Here is a 19,880-nt window from a genome sequence, read left to right as displayed (position 1 = left end):
GTCTGCGTCACAGCGGCGGCATCGCCTGCAGGTCGCCGTCGACCAGCTCGATGGCCATCACCACCGCATCCTCGCGGCCCTGTGCAGCCGGGTAGTAGCGCGGGCGGCGGCCGATCTCGTTGAAGCCTTCGCTATGGTACAGCGCCAGTGCCGGCGTATTGGATGGGCGCACTTCCAGGAACACGCGCTGTGCGCCGCGATCGGCGGCCAGCCGCACCAGCGCGCGCAGCAGCTGGCGGCCCAGCCCGCGCGACTGCGCCAGTGGATCGATGCAGATGTTGAGCACGTGCGCTTCATCCGCGGCGATGCTGAGCACGCCATAGCCGACCAGCAGGCCATCACGCTCCATCGCCAGGCCGGGATAACCGGCGCGCAGGCAGTCGATGAAGATGCCGCGGGTCCAGGGAAACGGATAGCCCCGCAGCTCGATCGCCATCACGGCATTGAGGTCACTCTCGCGCAGCGCACGCAGGCTGACCGGGCCGGGCCGGGTTACCGCGCTCACGGCGTGCCCCGCTTGCGCAGGGCACGCAGCTGCGGCCACAGCGCACGCTTGGCGGCCGGGTCGCGGCGCAGCTGGTCCAGCGGCCAGCTGTCCATCAGCATCTGGGTGGCCGGGTCGTTCGGGTTGCAGCCGGAGGCGCGCAGCAGTGCGATCTGCAGGCGATCGGGCAGGCGTACCACCGGCTGGCGTGCGTTGCCGCTGGGCAGCGGGCGCTCAGCCGCCGGCACGGTATCCGGGGCACTGACCGGCGTTTCGCGGCGCGGCGGTGCCGGGCGTTCCGCGCGTACTGCGGTCGCGGGCGCGGCGTGGGCGTCGCGCGGCGGCACAGCGGCCCGCACCGGCTCCGGCGGGGCAACACTGGCTTCGGCTTCGGCCACGCTCAACTGCAATGCGGCATCCAGCTCGGCGGCCAGCTGGCCGTCGTGATAGACGGTATAGCCCATGGCCTGCAGCCAGGCCTGCTGGGCCGGTGACCACAGCACGGGCAGGTCCTGGCTCACGCGGCCTCGGGCTTCTTGCGCAGGCGCTGCACGGCCCACATCACCGGGCCGGACAAGGCGTACAGGATGCCGACCGCGAACAGCACGCGCGGCAGGTCGATGACCGCAATGGCAATGGCGACCGGCACCAGTGCCAACACCAGGAACGGCACGCGATCCGAACGGGTGCCCTTGGCATCGCCGCCCTTGAAGCTCCAGAAACGGATACGGCTGACCATCAGCAGCGCAGCGATGATCGTCACCGCCAGCGCCACATAGCGCAGCTGGTTGCCGTCCCAGCCCAGGTTGCCGTCGGCAAACGCCCAGACGAAGGACATCATCAGGCCCGCTGCGGCCGGGCTGGCCAGGCCGACGAACCAGCGCTTGTCGACCACCGCCACCTGCGTGTTGAAGCGGGCCAGGCGCAGCGCCGCGCAGGCCGCATACAGGAAGGCCACGGCCCAGCCGACGCGGCCGAGCAGCGGATCATCGAACTTCAGCCACGACAGCGACCAGTGGTACATCACCAGCGCCGGGGCCATGCCGAAGCTGACCAGGTCGGCCAGCGAGTCGTACTGCACGCCGAATTCGCTGCTGGTACCGGTCAGGCGCGCCACGCGCCCGTCCAGGCCATCCATCACCGCCGCCACGAACACGGCGATGCTGGCGTTGACGAAATCCCCGTTGGCCGCGGCGATGATCGCGTAGAAACCGGAGAACAGGCCGGCGGTGGTGAACAGGTTGGGCAACAGGTAAATCGTGCGCGAGCGCGGCGGCGGTGTGATCGGGTCCATGGAATCCAGTTTAATCGACTTGCCAGTGCTCGGCGCCAATGCTGCAATCGGCGTTCTACGCCCATTCCGTGGAGTTTGCCATGCGTGCCCTGTCCTGCCTTGGATGCCTGCTGCTGTTGGCCAGTGCCAACGCCGTGGCCGGTCCCGTGTACAAATGGAAGGACGCCCATGGCGTGACGCAGTACTCGGAGACCCCACCGGCGGGCAAGAAGTACGAGACCCGCGAGCAGGCCCGCACCCCGCAGGCCGCGGCCAGCACCGAGACCCCGGCCGCGCCGGTTCCCGAGCAGTGCAGCACGGCCCGGGCCAACCTGGCCCTGCTGGACGGCGGTGGCCAGGTGATGCAGGACACCGATGGTGATGGCAAGGCCGATACCCCGTTGACTCCGGAGCAGCACACCGCGCAGAAGGGATTGGCAGAGGCCGCCATCAAGGCTTACTGCCCACCGGCGGGTTAAGGGGGTCGGCAGGGCTGCGCCCTGCACCTGCCGAGGCTGCAAGCAACGGCAACGTCAAAAGCGGGCATTCCGTGGAATGGCGGGGCGGTGTCGGATTGCGGGGACGCCGCAAGTACGTCCATGTAGGCTTGGCAGCCGCATCCATGCGGCTGACACCCCGCAATCCGACACCGCCCACCCCCGACAGATTTCCGGTGGCCAGTAGATCCACGCCATGCGTGGATAAAATCTGTCGGATCTCGAATTGAATCCGGGGTCAGATCCGTTTTCCTGCGGAAAACGGATCTGACCCCGGGAGCCATTCCGACAGCTCGCAGGAAACTGTCGAAGGCGGGGTGGGTCCGGTTGCGGGAGTGTCCGCGGCATGGATGCCGCGGCCAAGCCCCCATGGATGGGTTTACGGCGTCTCCCGCAACCGGACCCACCCCGCCATCCCACGGGAAACCCGCTGTTGCTTCGGCTGTTGCTTCTGAGGTTGCCGGCCAGCGGCCGGCACTACGGCGGGTGCAGGGCGCAGCCCTGCCGATACCCCTCCCCCCGGCCGGGCTGGCAGAATAGACGTCTCTGCCGTTATCCGAAGCCGACGATGCGCCTCTCCCAGTTCCACCTGCACACCACCAAGGAAACCCCCAGCGACGCCGAGCTGACCAGCCACCGGCTGATGCTGCGCGCGGGCATGATCCGCAAGCTGGCATCGGGCCTGTACACCTGGTCGCCGCTGGGCCTGCGCGTGCTGCGCAAGGTCGAGCGCATTGTTCGCGAGGAAATGGACCGGGCCGGCGCGGTGGAATTCCAGATCCCGACCATCCAGCCGAAGGAACTGTGGGAGCAGACCGGCCGCTGGCAGAAGTTCGGCCCGCAGCTGCTGAAGATCAAGGACCGCAAGGACCAGGTGTTCTGCTACAGCCCGACCGCCGAAGAAGCCGCCTGCGACTTCGCGCGCAGCGAGCTGTCCAGCTACAAGCAGCTGCCGGTGAACTTCTACCAGATTCAGACCAAGTTCCGCGACGAGATCCGCCCGCGCTTCGGCGTGATGCGCGCGCGCGAGTTCCTGATGAAGGACGCCTATTCGTTCCACCTGCACGATGAGTGCCTGGTACGCGAGTACGAGAACATGAAGTCGGCCTACAGCCGCATCTTCACCCGCCTCGGCCTGGACTTCCGCATGGTGCAGGCGGACTCCGGCGCGATCGGTGGCGATGCTTCGCAGGAGTTCCACGTGATCGCCGATTCCGGCGAAGACGCCCTGGTGTTCTCCACCGGTTCGGACTACGCGGCCAACATGGAGGCGGCGATCGCTGCCGATCCGGCACCGCGTGCGGCCGCCACCGAAACAATGCGCAAGGTGGATACGCCCACCCAGAAGACCTGCGAGGACGTCGCGGCCCTGCTCGGCATCGACCTGCAGCGCACGGTGAAGTCGGTGGCACTGATCGCCGGCGAAGGCGAGGCACAGCAGTTCGTGCTGGTGCTGGTGCGTGGCGACCATGAGGTCAACGAGATCAAGCTGGCCAAGGTGGCCGGGCTGGACGAGCAGCGCTTCGCCAGCGAGGCGGAAATCGCCGAGTACCTGGGCAGCGTGCCAGGCTTCCTCGGCCCGGTCGCGCCGGCCAAGGCCATCCGCGTGGTCGCCGATCGCGAAGTGGCGGCAATGGCCGACTTCGTCGTCGGCGCCAACGAGGCCGGTTTCCACCTGGCAGGCGTCAACTGGGGCCGCGACCTGCCGGAACCGGAAGTGGCCGACATCCGCAACGTGCGTGCCGGTGATCGTGCTGTGGACGGCGGTGAACTGAAGATCGCCCGTGGCATCGAAGTCGGCCACGTGTTCCAGCTCGGCCGCAAGTACGCCGAAGCGCTGGATGCCACCGTGCTGGATGAAAACGGCAAGGCGGCGGTGATGGCGATGGGCTGCTACGGTATCGGTATCTCGCGCGTGGTGGCTGCCGCGATCGAACAGAACCATGACGATGCCGGCATCATCTGGCCGGACGCGATGGCGCCATGGCAGGTCGTGGTGTGCGTGATCAACCCGAAGGGCGATGCCGCCGTGGCCGACGCTGCAGCCAATCTGCTGCAGGAGCTGCGCGACGCCGGCCTGGATGCCGCGCTCGACGATCGCGGCCTGCGCCCGGGCGCGATGTTCGCCGACATGGAACTGATCGGCATCCCGCACCGCGTGGTGGTCAGCGAACGCGGCCTGGCCGCCGGCACCTACGAGTACCGCGCGCGCCGCGCCAGCGAGGCGGAGAGCCTGGACAAGGCCACCCTGCTGCAGCGACTGCAGGGCTGACGTGGAAAGACCGGGGCCTGCCCCGGTCTTTTTTTTTGGCGCGCGGCCTTTCCCTATATTGCAGCGGACATAATCCGGTCAAAATCACCGCGACAGCGTCTGCATGCCGCCACGCCATGACCCGCCTGCATTTGTGCTGTGATTAATTCATCTCTATTCTGTCCGCCGACGCCATGGACTGGCTTGTCCCGTCCACACATTAGTTTCCGGAGTAACCGTAAATGAGCATTGACCTGACCGGCCTGTCAGCACGCGAGCTGGGCGCCCTGATCCGTACCGCCAAGAAGCAGCAGACCATCGTCGCCAAGCGCCGGCCGATCACCAAGGTGCGCGCCCAGCTGACCAAGCTGGCCAAGACCGAGGGCTACACCATCGAGGAACTGTTCGGCGACGCCCCGGCCCCGCGCGCGCGCAAGGTGGCCAAGGTCGCCAAGGCACCGTCGAAGACCGCCGGCCGCAAGCTGGGCAAGGTTGCCCCGAAGTACCGCAACCCGGCCAACCCCAAGGAAACCTGGACCGGCCGTGGCAAGCAGCCGCGCTGGATGGCTGAACTGACCGCCAAGGGCAACAAGAAGCCGGAAGATTTCCTGATCAAGAAGGCCTGAGGCCGGAACGGGGAGCAATAAAAAACGCCGGCGAAAGCCGGCGTTTCCTGTTTGTAGAGCCGAGCCCATGCTCGGCTATCCATATGCAAAGCCGAGCATGGGCTCGGCTCTACAGGGTCTTGCGCGCCGGCATCAGCAGGTTGCCGAACAGCAGGCCCGCCACCAGCGCCATCACCACGTTCAGAACGGTGAGGAACACGCTCTGGCCGGCGCCGACATCCTGTTGCTGGACCAGGGTCAGCACACCGCGCAGGCTGGTGCTGCCGGGCACCATCATGATGATGCCGGGCAGGCGGATGATCGCGCCCGGACGCCCCACCAGGCGACCGAACAGATTGCCGCCAGCGGTCAGCAGCATTGCCGACAGGAAGATACCGGCCGGTGCGCCCCAGGCGTGGCCGCCGAACTTGGAGATCGCATAACCGGCCACCGAGGCGGCAATCACCCACGGATAATCGCGGCGATTGGCCTTGAACAGCATCGCGAAGGCAAATGCGGCGGTCAGCAGCGAGCCCCATTCCACCCACGGCCCCTGCGGCCGCGCGGCCCGGATCACCGGATCCAGGCCAAGCACATCGGCCAGGGTCACCGCGATCATCGCGCCGACGCTGAGCTTCATGATGGTGGTCAGCGCGCCGGCAAAGCGCGCGGTACCCGATACCCAGTGCTGGCTGGCCAGCTCATTGACCGCATTGGTCAGCGACATGCCGGGCAGCAGCACCACCAGCGAGGCGATGATCACCGTATTGAGGTTGAGCGCACCAATGAACGACGCGACCAGGGTGGCGACCATGCCGGCCAGCAGCGCGGCCAGCGCCTCGGCGGCTTCGCGGGTGGCCGGGCGACGGTCGGTGACCATGCCGAGCAGGCCGATCATCAGGCCGATGACACCGGCGGTGGCGATGTCCAGCCACGGCAGCTTCCACATGCCGGCCACGCCAGCCGCGCCGAGGGTGAACGACAGGATCGTGCGCAGCTTGCCGCGTCGGCCCGGATCCTTGTCCAGCTGGCGCAGCGCAGTGTGGCCCTGGGCGATGCTCATCCGCCCGTTGGACACTTCTTCGGCGATGTGGTCGGCAACGCTGAGCTTGTGCAGGTCGTTCTCACCCGGTGCCAGGCGGATCACGCGGGTGATGTCGCTGGAGCCGATCGCCTGGGCCGGATCGCTGAAGCTGAGGATGATACCGGTGGGATTCGACCACGGTTCACAATCCAGATCGAGCTGGCGGGCCAGGGCAACCACCGCCGTTTCCAGGCGCTGGGCCGTGGTGCCATAGCTGTGCAGGCGTCCGGCGATCTCGGAAACGAAGGCCACGCGCTGTGCGTAGGTGGCCTGGGGTGTGGGGATCGTGTGAGCATCTGCGGACATGCGCCGTAGTATTACCTACGCTGGGGCCCGCCGGAGAAATTCATCCAAGTTCGACGCGAAGCCCGATACAGAACGGTTATGCTGCGACCCGAATGGCCCACGTCACCCCGAACCTCGCTCCCCAGCTCGAACAGGATGCCCACGACCCGGGCCTGATCCGCCTGTCCGGCACCTGGACCTTGAAGACCGCGCTGGCCGCGGCCGAAGTCCTGCGCGGCGTTCCCGACGCGCTGACCGGCATCGATGCCACCGGCATCGAGCAGCTCGATTCGGCCGGCGTGCTGCAGGTGCTGCGCGTGGCCCATCGCGCCGATCTCCACGAAGACGCGCTGCAGTTCCGCCCGGACCACCAGGCGCTGGTGTGCACCATCGAGGAAGTGGCCGATGACCGGCCCAAGGCCAAGCGCGATTTCGGCGTGCTGGCCGCGCTGGAGCGGCTGGGCGTCAGCGTCCACGCCACCGGCCACAACATCAAGGCCCTGTGCAGTTTCCTCGGCGAGAACCTGGTCAAGGCGGCGCGGCTGGTCAAGGAACCCCGCCGCTTCCGGCTGACCGCCACCGTGCATCAGATGGAGCAGGTCGGGCTGGATGCGGTGCCGCTGGTGGCGCTGTTGTCCTACCTGGTGGGTGCGGTGATCGCGTTCCTCGGCTCGACCATCCTGCGCGACTTCGGCGCCGAGATCTACGTGGTCGAGCTGGTCAACATCGCCTTCCTGCGCGAGTTCGCCGTGCTGCTGACCGCGATCGTGCTGGCCGGCCGTACCGCCAGCGCGTTCACCGCGCAGATCGGTGCGATGAAGGCACGCGAGGAGATCGATGCGATGCGTACGCTGGGCCTGGACCCGGTCGACCTGCTGGTGCTGCCACGCTTGCTCGCCCTGCTGGTCACCCTGCCCTTGCTGACCTTCATCGCGATGATCGCCGGCCTGGCCGGCGGCATCACCGTCGGTGCGTTCGACCTCGACATCCCGCCGCAGATGTACATCGCGCGCATGCACGAGACGATGGAAGTGCGGCACCTGCTGGTAGGCCTGTCGAAGGCGCCGGTATTCGCCCTGGTGATCGGCCTGATCGGCTGCCTGGAAGGGCTGAAGGTGGAAGGCACCGCCCAGTCGGTGGGCGAACGCACCACCTCCAGCGTGGTGCAGACGATCTCGCTGGTGATCATCATCGACGCCTTCGCGGCGTTGTGGTTCATGCACATGGACTGGTGACATGAGCACATCCGCCCTCCCCGAATCCATCGACATGCACGACGACCAGGGCCACGAACTGGCCATCCGCGTGCGTGGCCTGGTCAACCGGTTCGGCAGCCAGACCGTGCACGAAGACCTGGATCTGGACGTACGCCGCGGCGAGATCCTGGGCGTGGTCGGCGGCTCCGGCACCGGCAAGTCGGTGCTGATGCGCTCGATCCTCGGCCTGCGTGTGCCGGATGCTGGGCAGATCGAAGTCCTCGGCCGCGATGCGCGTGCCGACGACGCCGAGAGCCGCCTGCACATCGAACGCAATACCGGCGTGCTGTTCCAGGACGGTGCCCTGTTCTCGTCGCTGACCGTGGGCGAGAACGTGCAGGTGCCGTTGAAGGAACACCACCGCGAACTGCCCGAGCGCTGGCACTACGAACTGGCGCTGCTGAAAGTGAAACTGGCCGGCCTGCCCGCCGACGCGATCAACAAGCTGCCCTCGCAGCTCTCCGGCGGCATGCGCAAGCGCGCAGGCCTGGCCCGGGCGCTGGCGCTGGATCCGCCGCTGCTGTTCCTGGACGAACCCACCGCCGGCCTCGACCCGATCGGCGCGGCCGCCTTCGACCGCCTGATCAAGACCCTGCAGGAAGCGCTGGGGCTGACCGTGTTCCTGATCACCCACGACCTGGACACGCTGTACGCCATCTGCGATCGCGTCGCCGTGCTGGCCGACCGCAGGGTGGTGGCCAATGCGCCGCTGCCGGACATCGAGAAACTGGATCATCCGTGGATCCAGGAATACTTCCACGGACCCCGCGCGCGCGCCGCGCGGGGCGAACAGATCGAGAGTGCCTGAGCCATGGAAACCAAAGCCAACTACGTGCTGATCGGCGCGTTCACCCTGATCACCGGCCTGGCCCTGCTGGCCTTCGGACTGTGGGCGGCCAAATACTCCTCCGACCGCACCTGGCAGGAGTACCGCGTGGTCTTCCGCGAAGCGGTGACCGGCCTGTCGGTGGGCAGCCCGGTGCAGTACAACGGCATCGCGGTGGGCTCGATCACCGAACTGAACCTGGTGCCCGACGACCCGCGCCAGGTGGTCGCGCGCATCCGCCTGAACTCCAACACGCCGGTCAAGACCGATACCCGCGCCAAGCTGGCGATCACCAGCCTGACCGGCCCGTCGATCATCCAGCTCAGCGGCGGCACGCCGCAGTCGCCGGCGCTGACCACGGTCAACAAGGATCCGGCACCGATCATCCCGACCACGCCCTCGGCGCTGCAGAACATCACCGATGTGGCCAACCGCATCGTCGAGCGCATGGACCAGATCCTCAGCGACCGCAACGTGGCCTCGATCAACGCCACGCTGGCCAACCTGGAGACGATCAGCGGCGGCCTGGCCGACCGCGACCAGGGCACGCAGGCGCTGCTGCTCAGCGCGCGCGATGCCGCCCGTAGCCTGGACACCACGCTGAAGACCACCAACGGCACCATCGAGCGCCTGGACAAGAACCTGGTGCAGCAGCTGCCCGGCATCATCGACAAGCTCGACGCGACCCTGGCCAAGCTCGACTCGGCCGCCGGCAATGCCGATTCGATCCTTGGCGAGAACCGCGCCGCGATCAACAGCTTCGCCAACGATGGCCTCGGCCAGCTGGGCCCGACGCTGACCGAACTGCGTGGCCTGATCCGCGACCTGCGCCGGGTCAGCGACCGCCTCGAGAACAACCCCGCGCGCTACCTGCTGGGCCGCGACGCACCGAAGGAGTTCGAACCCAAATGAGCCCGACCACCCTTCCGCGCCTGCTGCTGGCCGCTTCGATGGTCACCCTGCTGGGCGGCTGCTCCATCCTCGGCAGCAGCGAGAAAACCGCGGTGACGCTGTACTCGCCGTCCGTGCAGGTCAAGGCGGACCCAGCCTGGCCGCAAGCCAGCTGGCAGCTGGTACTGGCCAAGCCCAGCGCCGCGCGCATGGTCGACAGCCCGCGCATCAACGTGCGGCCTACACCGTCGCAGCTGGAGATCTACAAGGGCGCCAGCTGGGCGCAGCCGGCCACCGACATGATCGAGGACACCCTGCTGCGTGGCTTCGAGGATTCCGGCCGCATCCGCGGCGTGGCCCGCAGCACTGCCGGCATCCGCGCCGACTACAAGCTGTCCACCGACGTGCGCCGCTTCGAATCGGATTACCAGGGACAAGCCACGCCGACCGTGGTGATCGAGGTCAACGCCAAGCTGATCCATGTCGCCGACCAGCGCGTGGTGGCCGACCGCACCTTCCGCCAGGCGCAGCCGGTCGGCAGCACCGACGTGCCGGCGGTGACCGCGGCCTTCGAGCGCGGCCTGCAGCAGCTGGCACAGGATGTGGTGGGCTGGACGCTGGTGAGCGGGCAGGCCGATCAGCCAACTGTTGCGCGCTGACGGGAGCGTCGCCAGGCACGCCCGGCGAGGCCCCGGGTGGGTACGTGCGATAATGACGAATCACGGTCTCTTGCCACACTGATGCCCGCATCCGTCTCCATCGCCGTCTGCACGTACAACGGTGAGCGCTTCTTGCAGGAGCAGCTCGACAGTCTGCTGGCACAGACACGCCGCCCCAACCAGATCGTGATCCGGGACGATCTATCAACTGATGGTACCTTGGCGTTGTTGCAGGCCTTCGTGCCACGTGCCGAAGCTGCGGGCATTACCGTGGACCTGCAAGTGAACCCACAGAACGTCGGCTATCGACGGAACTTCGATGGTGCGCTGCGTGCCTGCACTGGCGAGATCATCTTCCTGTGCGACCAGGATGATGTATGGCATGCCAACAAGATAGCGCGCTTCTGCACCGAGTTCGGTGCACGGCCTGGCTTGCTTGCCCTGCACTGCAATGCTCAGTTGATCGATGAGGCCGGGCAGCCGCTGCAGCAGACATTGTTCGATGCGCTGCGTTACCTGCCCGGGGATCTGGCGCGCATGCATGCCGGCGGCGGCTTCCGTCTGATGCTCAAGCGAAACCTGATGACGGGCGCGGCGATGGCGTTCCGTCATTCGGTGCTGGCCGATGCTCTGCCACTACCGGACAAGGACTGGGTGCACGATGCCTGGATCGGCACGCTGGCAGCCATGCGTGGGGGCATCGACAGCCTTCCCGAGGCACTCATCGGCTATCGCCTGCACAGCAACAACCAGTTGGGCCTGGGCGGCAATGACACGGCGCCACGCGCGGTACGACGCAAGCGGCAACTGGAGACCGAGTGCGTGCAATCGGGCTTGTTGCTGGCGCGCGGACGCGAACTGAGCCTGCCCCAGCCATTGCTGGCGTGGGTGGAACGCAAGCAGCATCACGTTTCGGTACGAGCGACGCTGCCCACCTCCCGCATGCGGCGTTTACCGGTCGTGATGGGGCAATTACTCTCCGGAAACTACAGCAATTTCGGTCGCGGCCTGCTGTCAGCCTGCATCGATCTGGTACGCGCGTAGTTTCTTTCAGCCGGGCTGGATCCACCGGAACGTAAGGTTGATCCGCTCTCCCTGCACCCGCGCCATCTTCGGCAGCGCGTGCTGGTAGAAGCGCTGGGTCTGTCCGGCCATCAGCAGCAGGTCACCGTGGCCAAGCACGAATTCAGCCTTGCGCGCCGGATCGTCGCGTCGGCGCAGCAGGAAACGGCGCGCGGCACCCAGGCTCAGCGACGCGATCACCGGGGCCGGCCCCAGCTCCGGCTCGTCATCGCTGTGCCAGCCCATGTAGTCGCCGCCGCCGCGATAGCGGTTCAGCAGCACGCTGTTGAAGCGGCTGTAGCCTTCGGCCTGCAGGCGCTCGCGCACGACCTGCAACACAGGCGGCCACGGATGCGGCACGAACTCGGCACCGGAGTAGCGGTAGCGCGCCTGCGGGTCGCCGATCCAGCAGCTCAGCCGCGGCGAATCCACCCAGTTGCCGAACATACGGATGCGGTGGACCTCCCACCGCACGTCGGCCAGCAGCGCCCGCATGAGCCGGTCGGAGTCGGCAGCGGCCAGCCAGCCCGGCAGGTGCTGGACGTCGGCGTCGGGCAGGTCATGGGGAAACAGCATGGCACCCCTTTGAGAAACAGGGCGGCCCTAGGCCGCCCTTGCACCTTCAGTCGCGCAGGAACGCGACGCCGGTCTTTTCCTTCAGCTCGTCATCACTGACACCCGGCGCGGCCTCCACCAGCAGCAGGCCCTTGTCAGTCACGTCGAACACGGCCAGATCGGTGATGATGCGGTCGACCACGCCCACGCCGGTCAGCGGCAGCGTGCATTCGGCCAGGATCTTGTGCTCACCGTTCTTGGCGGTGTGCTCCATCAGCACCACCACGCGCTGCACGCCAGCGACCAGGTCCATCGCACCGCCCATGCCCTTGACCATCTTGCCGGGCACCATCCAGTTGGCCAGGTCGCCCTTGTCGGTCACCTGCATGGCACCGAGGATGGCCAGATTGACGTGTCCACCGCGGATCATCGCGAAGCTGTCGTGGCTGCCGAAGTAGCTGGCGCCCGCACGTGCGGTGACGGTCTGCTTGCCGGCATTGATCAGGTCAGCGTCGACTTCAGCGTCGGTCGGGAACGGGCCGATGCCGAGCAGGCCGTTTTCCGACTGCAGCCATACATCCACGCCTTCGGGAATGTGGTTGGCGACCAGGGTCGGCAGGCCGATGCCCAGGTTCACGTAGGCGCCATCGGTCAGTTCCTGGGCGGCACGGGCCGCCATTTCATCGCGGGTCCACGCCATGTCAGTTGCCCTCCGCGCGGATGGTGCGCTGTTCGATTCGCTTCTCAGGATGCGGGTTGTGCACGATGCGGTGCACATAGATGCCCGGCAGGTGCACCTGATCCGGGTCGATGGCGCCGACCGGCACGACCTCTTCAACCTCCACGATGCAGACCTTGCCGGCCATCGCACAGGCCGGGTTGAAGTTGCGCGCGGTCTTGCGGAACACCAGGTTGCCGGCCTCGTCGGCCTTCCAGGCCTTGACCAGTGCCACGTCGGCGCGCAACGCGGTCTCCATCACGTAGTGCTTGCCATCGAACGCGCGGGTTTCCTTGCCCTCGGCCACCACCGTGCCGTAGCCGGTGGCGGTGAAGAACGCCGGAATGCCTGCACCGCCGGCACGCAGGCGTTCAGCCAAGGTGCCCTGCGGATTGAATTCCAATTCGAGCTCGCCGGCCAGGAACTGGCGTTCGAACTCCTTGTTCTCGCCCACGTAGGACGAGATCATCTTCTTGATCTGCCGCGTTTCCAGCAGCTGGCCCAGGCCGAAGCCATCGACGCCAGCATTGTTGGAGATCACGGTCAGGCCTTTGGCGCCGCTGTCGCGCAGCGCAGCGATCAGCGCCTCGGGAATGCCACACAAGCCAAAGCCACCCACGGCCAGGGTCTGGCCATCGGCGACCACCCCCTGCAGGGCCTCCGCCGCACTGGCGTAGCGCTTGCCGCGCTTTCCGCCGGAAGTCGATTGCTGCATTGCTGTACTACCCTGCACGTTGAGGATGACGGCATTCTAGCTGGAGGGCGGCGAAGGGCCTGGATGCGCCGCAGCATTGACGGAGCACTGGGCGGGCATTGGGTAGAATGGGCGATTCCCCCCAGAAGGGTGCTTCAGCGCCTGCTCCCCTCCATCTACGATGACGCTGACCTTCACCGATGAAGACCTGTTCCGCTGGATCGACGAATGGACACTGCAGAAAAGCGAGCAGTGCCTGGGGGGCGTGCGCAACCGGCAACTTCGCGAGGGCCTGCTGACGGCCGAGGTGCAGGGTTCGGCCAGGTATCCCTACCACGTGGAGATCGATCTGGCCGCCAGTATGCGCACCGCGCGCAGCCGCCTGCAGAGTGCCTGCTCCTGCCCCGTCGGCCGCGCCTGCAAGCATGTGGCGGCGGTGCTGGTCTCCCACATGCTGGAACCGCTGGCCATGGATGAGAGCCCCCTGACCGAACAGGACCTGGCGCAAGCGCCGCGTGCTGAACTGCTGGCGAAGCTCTCGCGTTGGCAGAGCACCCGGATCCGGCCGGCCCAGCCACGCCGGAACGGTGTCATCTTCGAACTGTCCACCTACAACCATCGCCCCGCCGTGCTGGTCCGGCGCGTCAAGTACGGTGCCGATGGTGCGATCAGCCCGGGCAAGTGGATGGATATCACCGCAGACCTGCTGCTGGAGCCTCCCGCATACCTCACCCCGACTGATCTGGCGGTGATGATCCAGCTACGCACCCAGCGGCAGCCCGCGACGAAAGACGAATGGATCGACTTCGCGGCCACCCTGCAGCTGATCGTCTCCAGCGGCCATGGCTGGGTCTCATGTGGTACGCAGGACGTGCTGGCCCGGTCGGGCGCTCCACGCCGCGGCGAACTGGGCTGGGCCGTTGACATGGCGCAGGGCGCGACGCTGCTGGAACCCACGTTGAGCGTGGAGGGCGGCGCCAGAGGCGTGGTCCTGGGCCGGAGTGCGTGCTATCTGGACCCGGTCACCGGCGAGGTCGGTCCACTGCAGCTGGATGTCGGGCCCGAAGACGCCGACGCGTTCCTGAGCCTGCCCAGTTTGTTACCCAATGAAGCGTCGGTGGTCGCACAGATGCTGCAGCAGATCGACCCTGCGCTGCCGCGCCCCGGTGCAAGCGACACGCTGCCCACCCTGCAGATCACTTCGATGATTCCTGTGCTGCGCCTGCATACGATCGAGTTCCGGCCGGCATGGCTTGGCCGTGGCGACGCTTCGCAATGGGCCGATATCGCGACCGTGGCCTTCGAATACGACGAGCACATCCGGTTCCTGGACGATCCGAGCCTGTTCGCACACGATCCGGAGGGCCAGCTTGCCCTGCTGCCCCGCGACCTGGCTGAGGAATCACGGCGTGAGGCCGAGCTGCGCACGGTGGGACTGCATCGCGACACGGCTCCGCGGGCGCCATTGGAGGGCGCAGGACCTCAGTTCCAGTTGCGCACCCATGACTGGACACGGTTTCTGCTGGACGACGTGCCGCGCCTGGAGGCCTTGGGCTGGAAAGTGGAGACGGACGACGATTTCCGCCATCGCATCACCCGGGTGGATGTGATCGACCTCGACATCCAGGCGGACCCGGCGGATGCGGGCTGGTTCAACCTGGGCCTGGATATTCAGGTGGAAGGCCGCAACGTGTCGATGGTTCCGCTGCTGCAGCAGGTGCTGCAATCCGATCCCCGCTGGATGCGTGGCCAGCTGGACGCCATCGGCGACGATGAGAACATCCTGTTGACGACGGGCGACAACACGTGTCTGGCACTGCGGGCCGCACGACTGAAGCCGATCATGGCCCTGTTGGCGGACCTGTTCGCCCAGCGCGGCGCGCCGCTGCGCCTGTCTGCGCTTGACCGTGGCCGCCTGCAGGCGCTGCAGGACACGGCGCACCTGCAGTTCCGGGGGCGCAAGGACACCCAGGCGATGGTGCAGCGGCTGATGCAGGCACCCGCATTGGGTGAAGTGCCGCCGCCGGCAGGGCTGGTGGCAACGCTGCGTCCCTATCAGCGCGAAGGCCTGTCGTGGCTGCAGTACCTGCGCCAGCAGGGCCTGGGGGGCGTGCTGGCCGATGACATGGGGCTGGGCAAGACCGTACAGACGCTGGCGCATGTGCTGGTCGAGAAGGAAGCCGGCCGCCTGGACCGTCCAGCGCTGCTGGTGGTGCCCACTTCGCTGCTGCACAACTGGCAGAGCGAAGCGGCACGCTTCACCCCGGCCCTGCGCGTGCTGACCCTGCATGGATCGGCACGTGAAACGCTGTTCGAGGCGATTCCCGGGCACGACCTTGTACTCACCACCTACCCTCTGCTGTGGCGCGACGAGCAGGCGCTGCAGGCACATGCCTACCATCTGCTGATTCTGGATGAAGCCCAGCAGGTGAAGAATCCGAAGTCACGCGCGGCCATCACCCTGCGCACGCTGCAGGCGCGCCACCGGCTGTGCCTGACCGGCACGCCGCTGGAAAACCACCTGGGCGAACTGTGGACGCAGTTCGACTTCCTGCTGCCCGGCCTGCTCGGCAGCGAGAAACAGTTCAACCAGCATTGGCGCCATCCGATCGAACGTGGCAGCGACCACCGCCGCGCCACCTTGCTGGCGCAACGGCTGCGTCCGTTCATCCTTCGCCGGCGCAAGGACCAGGTGGCGTCAGAGCTTCCGCCCAAGACCGTCATTACCCGCGCGGTGGAAATGGAGGGCGGCCAGCGTGATCTCTATGAAACCGTGCGCGCAGCGATGGAAAAGCAGGTGCGCGAAGCCATCATCGGCAGCGGGCTGGCGCGCAGCCACATCGTGGTGCTGGATGCGTTGCTGAAGCTGCGCCAGGTCTGCTGCGATCCGCGCCTGCTGCCGGGCGACGCTCCGGCCCGCAATGCCGGTTCGGCCAAGCTGGAGCTGCTGCGCGACATGTTGCCGTCGATGGTCGAGGAAGGCCGGCGCATCCTGCTGTTCTCGCAGTTCACCGGCATGCTCACGCTGATCGCGCAGACGTTGGATGATCTGGGCCTGGCCTATGTGACCCTGACCGGCGACACCCAGGACAGAGCCACGCCGGTGCAGCGCTTCATGCAAGGCGAGGTGCCGGTGTTTCTGATCAGCCTGAAGGCAGGTGGCGTCGGGTTGAACCTGACCGCCGCCGATACCGTCATCCACTTCGATCCGTGGTGGAACCCGGCGGCCGAAAACCAGGCCAGCGATCGCGCCCATCGCATCGGCCAGCAGCAGCCGGTGTTCGTTTACCGGCTGATCGCCGCAGGCAGCATCGAAGAACGGATTGCCGAGCTGCAGGAGCGCAAGGCCACGCTGGCCGACTCCATTCTCGAAGGCGGCGGCGCTACGGGGCCACGCTTCAACGAAGAAGATGTGCAGGCGCTGCTGGCGCCGTTGCCGGGCCTGCCCGGCAAGCGTTTGCGTAAAGCGGGCAAGCGGTCGACGCGAACCTGACCCTTGGACGCCAGTCACGTGGCGTTGCGCCATGGAAACGATTCCCATACAGGACTGGGACTACAATCGTGGGCTGAGCTCCCCAAGGATCCCGATCGATGCCCCTGCCCGCCTTCAAGGCCTATGACATCCGCGGCCGTGTGCCGGAAGAACTGAACGAAGACCTGGCCCGCCGCATCGGCGTCGCCTTGGCCGCGCAGCTCGCTCCCGGTCCAGTGGTCCTCGGCCACGACGTGCGCCTGACCAGCCCCGCGCTGCAGGACGCATTGGCCGCAGGCCTGCGCGGTACCGGGCGCGAGGTGATCGACATCGGCCTGTGCGGCACGGAAGAAGTCTATTTCCAGACCGACCATCTGGGCGCGGCCGGCGGCGTGATGGTCACCGCCAGCCACAACCCGATGGACTACAACGGCATGAAGCTGGTCAAGGAGAACGCGCGCCCGATCAGCTCCGATACCGGCCTGTTCGCAATTTCCGATGCGGTCGCCGCCGACATGTCCGAGGCCCAGCCCCCGCGCGCCGGACAGAGCGCCGGGCACGACAAGAGCGCGTACATCCAGCACCTGCTGAGCTATGTCGACGCTGGCAAGCTGCGGCCGCTGAAGCTGGTGGTCAACGCCGGTAACGGCGGCGCCGGTGCCATCGTCGACCTGCTGGCACCGCACCTGCCGTTCGAGTTCATCCGCATCTGCCACGAACCGGACGGCAGCTTCCCCAACGGCATTCCCAACCCGCTGCTGCCGGAGAACCGCGCCGCCACTGCCGACGCGGTGCGCGAACACGGCGCCGATTTCGGCATTGCCTGGGATGGTGACTTCGACCGCTGCTTCTTCTTCGATCACACCGGCCGCTTCATCGAGGGCTACTACCTGGTGGGCCTGCTGGCCAAGGCGATCCTGGCGCGCAACCCGGGCGGCAAGGTCGTGCATGACCCGCGCCTGGTCTGGAACACCGTGGACATGGTCGAGCAGGCCGGCGGTGTACCGGTGCAGTGCAAGAGCGGCCATGCCTTCATCAAGGAAAAGATGCGCGCCGAAGACGCGGTGTACGGCGGCGAGATGAGCGCCCACCACTACTTCCGCGAGTTCGCCTATGCAGACTCCGGCATGATCCCGTGGTTGCTGATCGCCCAGCTGGTTTCCGAAAGCGGGCGCTCGCTGGCCGATTGGGTCGAAGACCGCATGGCGGCCTACCCCTGCAGCGGCGAGATCAACTTCAAGGTCACCGATGCAAAGGCCGCCGTCGCGCGCGTGATGGAGCATTTCGCGGCGCAGTCGCCCACGCTGGACCACACCGATGGCATCAGCGCCGACTTCGGCGACTGGCGCTTCAACCTGCGCAGCTCCAACACCGAGCCACTACTGCGCCTGAATGTCGAAGCCCGGGGCGATGCCGCGCTGATGCAGGCACGCACCGACGACATCTCCCGCCTGATCCAGCAGTAATCGAGGAACGCATGAGCAGCATCCAGCCCGTCATCCTGTCCGGTGGATCCGGTACCCGCCTGTGGCCGCTGTCGCGCGAGGCGTACCCGAAGCAGTTCCTGCCGCTGGCGGGTGAACTGACGATGCTGCAGGCCACCTGGAAGCGCGTGGCGCCGATCGCCGCGCGCGGGCCGATGGTGATCGCCAACGAAGAGCACCGTTTCGTCGCCGCCGAGCAGCTGCAGCAGGTTGGCGCCGAGCCGGCCGCGATCATCCTTGAACCGGTCGGCCGCAACACCGCCCCGGCCATCGCCGTTGCCGCGCTGGAAGCCACCCGCGACGGCGCCGACGCCCTGCTGCTGGTGCTGCCCTCCGATCATGTGATCACCAACGAGACCGCATTTCGCAGCGCCGTGCAGGCGGCGGCCGGTGCTGCCGAGGCCGGCAAGCTGGTCACCTTCGGCATCGTGCCGACCGGACCGGAAACCGGCTACGGCTACATCAAGGCCGCCGATGGCCAGGGCCTGCGCGCGGTCGAGCGCTTCGTCGAGAAGCCCGACCTGGAAACCGCGACCGGCTACGTCAGCAGCGGCCAGTACTATTGGAACAGTGGCATGTTCCTGTTCAAGGCCTCGCGCTACCTGCAGGAACTGGAACGCTTCCAGCCCGCGATGCTGGCTGGCAGCCGCCAAGCCTGGCAGCAGGCGCGCCGAGATGCCGACTTCACCCGCCTGGACAAGGACGCCTTCACTGCCGTTCCGTCCGATTCGATCGACTACGCGGTGATGGAGAAGACCGCCGACGCGGTGGTGATTCCACTGGATGCGGGCTGGAACGATGTCGGTTCGTGGACTGCGCTGCGCGACGTCTCGCAGCAGGACGGCGATGGCAACGCGCACCAAGGCGACGTGATCGCCATCGACTGCCGCAATACCTATGCCTACGGCCAGCGCCTGGTGGCCATGGTCGGCCTTGATGACGTGATCGTGGTCGAGACCGACGATGCGGTGCTGGTGGGCAAGGCCGACCGCATGCAGGAGGTCAAGACCGTGGTGGCACAGCTCAAGGCCGAAGGCCGCAGCGAGGCCACCTGGCATCGCAAGGTCTATCGCCCATGGGGCGCCTACGATTCGATCGACAACGGCGAGCGCTTCCAGGTCAAGCGCATCACGGTCAAGCCCGGTGGCACGCTCAGCCTGCAGATGCACCACCATCGCGCCGAGCACTGGATCGTGGTCAGCGGCACCGCCGAGGTGACCCGTGGCGATGAAGTGATCCTGCTCAGCGAGAACCAGAGCACCTACATTCCGTTGGGCGTGACCCACCGCCTGCGCAACCCGGGCAAGCTGCCGCTGGAACTGATCGAAGTGCAGTCGGGCAGCTACCTGGGCGAGGATGACATCGTACGCTTCGAGGACACCTACGGGCGCAGCTGAGGTCCCTGGTCCCTGTTGCGCGGCCAGCGGCCCGGCATCCGCATCTACCGGATTTAAGCCGAATCCAGTGCCACTGCGGCTCTGGATTCCACCTCATCTCACTCCACCGTCACGCTCTTGGCCAGGTTGCGCGGCTTGTCCACGTCGGTGCCACGTGCCAGCGCGGTGTGGTACGCCAGCAGCTGCACCGGAATGGTATGCACGATCGGGCTGAGCACGCCGGCATGGCGCGGCGTACGAATCACGTGTACGCCTTCGGACTCATTGAAGTTGCTGTCCTGGTCGGCGAACACGAACAGCTCGCCACCACGCGCACGCACTTCCTGCATGTTCGACTTCACCTTCTCCAGCAGGCTGTCGTTCGGCGCGATCACCACCACCGGCATG

Annotated in this window: 19 protein-coding genes; 11 read left to right on the top strand and 8 right to left on the bottom strand. The window is 66.8% G+C overall.

Annotated elements, in window-relative coordinates; all coding sequences use genetic code 11:
• Positions 1-7: 7 nt before the first annotated feature.
• From rimI to pssA, 3 genes are read right to left on the bottom strand one after another with little or no spacing between them, the layout of a single operon-like run.
• Positions 8-505, bottom strand: coding sequence for a ribosomal protein S18-alanine N-acetyltransferase (gene rimI, locus AC5P5V_RS12870; RefSeq protein WP_053462112.1), 498 nt, complete (start codon positions 503-505; stop codon positions 8-10).
• Positions 502-1,005, bottom strand: coding sequence for a hypothetical protein (locus tag AC5P5V_RS12865; RefSeq protein ID WP_061480607.1), 504 nt, complete (start codon positions 1,003-1,005; stop codon positions 502-504). Before AC5P5V_RS12865 ends, rimI begins: the two co-directional genes overlap by 4 nt.
• Positions 1,002-1,778 (bottom strand): CDP-diacylglycerol--serine O-phosphatidyltransferase, encoded by a 777-nt coding sequence (gene pssA / locus AC5P5V_RS12860; protein WP_134972900.1) that lies wholly within the window; start codon positions 1,776-1,778, stop codon positions 1,002-1,004. Before pssA ends, AC5P5V_RS12865 begins: the two co-directional genes overlap by 4 nt.
• 80 nt (positions 1,779-1,858) lie before the next feature.
• Between pssA and AC5P5V_RS12855 the strand changes: the two genes are divergently transcribed.
• From AC5P5V_RS12855 to AC5P5V_RS12845, 3 genes are all read left to right on the top strand, one after another.
• Positions 1,859-2,236, top strand: coding sequence for a DUF4124 domain-containing protein (locus AC5P5V_RS12855; protein WP_032953917.1), 378 nt, complete (start codon positions 1,859-1,861; stop codon positions 2,234-2,236).
• Positions 2,237-2,822: 586 nt separating this feature from the next.
• On the top strand, positions 2,823-4,526 hold the full coding sequence (locus AC5P5V_RS12850) for a proline--tRNA ligase (protein WP_111200803.1): 1,704 nt from the start codon (positions 2,823-2,825) through the stop codon (positions 4,524-4,526).
• Positions 4,527-4,747: 221 nt separating this feature from the next.
• A complete protein-coding gene (locus AC5P5V_RS12845; protein ID WP_005415203.1) occupies positions 4,748-5,131 on the top strand; it encodes an H-NS histone family protein in 384 nt (127 codons plus the stop codon).
• A gap of 109 nt (positions 5,132-5,240) precedes the next feature.
• Here the strand turns inward: AC5P5V_RS12845 and AC5P5V_RS12840 are convergent, their stop codons facing one another.
• On the bottom strand, positions 5,241-6,500 hold the full coding sequence (locus AC5P5V_RS12840) for a threonine/serine exporter family protein (protein WP_046428410.1): 1,260 nt from the start codon (positions 6,498-6,500) through the stop codon (positions 5,241-5,243).
• A 92-nt stretch (positions 6,501-6,592) separates the two neighbouring features.
• Between AC5P5V_RS12840 and AC5P5V_RS12835 the strand changes: the two genes are divergently transcribed.
• Genes AC5P5V_RS12835 through AC5P5V_RS12815 form a run of 5 tightly spaced genes read left to right on the top strand, consistent with a single transcriptional unit; the run spans position 6,593 to position 11,155 of the window.
• The gene (locus tag AC5P5V_RS12835) at positions 6,593-7,714 is read left to right on the top strand and encodes an MlaE family ABC transporter permease (RefSeq protein WP_065179137.1); all 1,122 of its coding nucleotides are present in this window, start codon (positions 6,593-6,595) and stop codon (positions 7,712-7,714) included.
• A 1-nt stretch (position 7,715) separates the two neighbouring features.
• Complete coding sequence (locus AC5P5V_RS12830; RefSeq protein ID WP_072167780.1) at positions 7,716-8,543, top strand: ABC transporter ATP-binding protein; 828 nt, start codon at positions 7,716-7,718, stop codon at positions 8,541-8,543.
• Between the two features lie 3 nt (positions 8,544-8,546).
• The gene (locus AC5P5V_RS12825) at positions 8,547-9,473 is read left to right on the top strand and encodes an MlaD family protein (RefSeq protein ID WP_049416832.1); all 927 of its coding nucleotides are present in this window, start codon (positions 8,547-8,549) and stop codon (positions 9,471-9,473) included.
• Positions 9,470-10,111, top strand: a complete 642-nt coding sequence (locus tag AC5P5V_RS12820; protein ID WP_125892546.1) for an ABC-type transport auxiliary lipoprotein family protein — start codon at positions 9,470-9,472, stop codon at positions 10,109-10,111. The genes AC5P5V_RS12825 and AC5P5V_RS12820 overlap by 4 nt, the downstream gene beginning before the upstream one ends.
• A gap of 36 nt (positions 10,112-10,147) precedes the next feature.
• Entirely contained in the window at positions 10,148-11,155 is a 1,008-nt protein-coding gene (locus AC5P5V_RS12815; RefSeq protein WP_180886386.1) for a glycosyltransferase, read from the top strand.
• Between the two features lie 6 nt (positions 11,156-11,161).
• On the opposite strand, the gene AC5P5V_RS12810 is transcribed toward AC5P5V_RS12815, so the two are convergent.
• The 3 genes from AC5P5V_RS12810 to AC5P5V_RS12800 are packed head-to-tail and all read right to left on the bottom strand — an operon-like array spanning position 11,162 to position 13,161.
• A complete protein-coding gene (locus AC5P5V_RS12810; protein WP_180886387.1) occupies positions 11,162-11,749 on the bottom strand; it encodes an alpha-ketoglutarate-dependent dioxygenase AlkB family protein in 588 nt (195 codons plus the stop codon).
• A gap of 46 nt (positions 11,750-11,795) precedes the next feature.
• Positions 11,796-12,428: a CoA transferase subunit B gene (locus AC5P5V_RS12805; protein ID WP_134971157.1), complete on the bottom strand. Its 633-nt coding sequence runs from the start codon at positions 12,426-12,428 to the stop codon at positions 11,796-11,798.
• Between the two features lies 1 nt (position 12,429).
• Positions 12,430-13,161: a CoA transferase subunit A gene (locus tag AC5P5V_RS12800; protein WP_069139451.1), complete on the bottom strand. Its 732-nt coding sequence runs from the start codon at positions 13,159-13,161 to the stop codon at positions 12,430-12,432.
• A gap of 160 nt (positions 13,162-13,321) precedes the next feature.
• Here AC5P5V_RS12800 and AC5P5V_RS12795 point away from each other — a divergent pair, with 160 nt between their 5' ends.
• The 3 genes from AC5P5V_RS12795 to AC5P5V_RS12785 all read left to right on the top strand — a co-directional run bounded on the left by AC5P5V_RS12795 (position 13,322) and on the right by AC5P5V_RS12785 (position 19,493).
• A complete protein-coding gene (locus tag AC5P5V_RS12795; RefSeq protein ID WP_231352531.1) occupies positions 13,322-16,633 on the top strand; it encodes a DEAD/DEAH box helicase in 3,312 nt (1,103 codons plus the stop codon).
• A 98-nt stretch (positions 16,634-16,731) separates the two neighbouring features.
• Positions 16,732-18,078, top strand: coding sequence for a phosphohexomutase domain-containing protein (locus AC5P5V_RS12790; RefSeq protein WP_231352530.1), 1,347 nt, complete (start codon positions 16,732-16,734; stop codon positions 18,076-18,078).
• A gap of 11 nt (positions 18,079-18,089) precedes the next feature.
• Entirely contained in the window at positions 18,090-19,493 is a 1,404-nt protein-coding gene (locus tag AC5P5V_RS12785; protein WP_231352529.1) for a mannose-1-phosphate guanylyltransferase/mannose-6-phosphate isomerase, read from the top strand.
• Between the two features lie 98 nt (positions 19,494-19,591).
• Here AC5P5V_RS12785 and AC5P5V_RS12780 read toward each other — a convergent pair.
• On the bottom strand, positions 19,592-19,880 hold a 289-nt coding region (locus AC5P5V_RS12780; RefSeq protein ID WP_495215900.1), incomplete at its 5' end, for an SIS domain-containing protein.

This window comes from Stenotrophomonas sp. YJH_SMC_130, from assembly GCF_059369035.1.
This window is presented reverse-complemented; position numbering and strand designations above follow the sequence as displayed.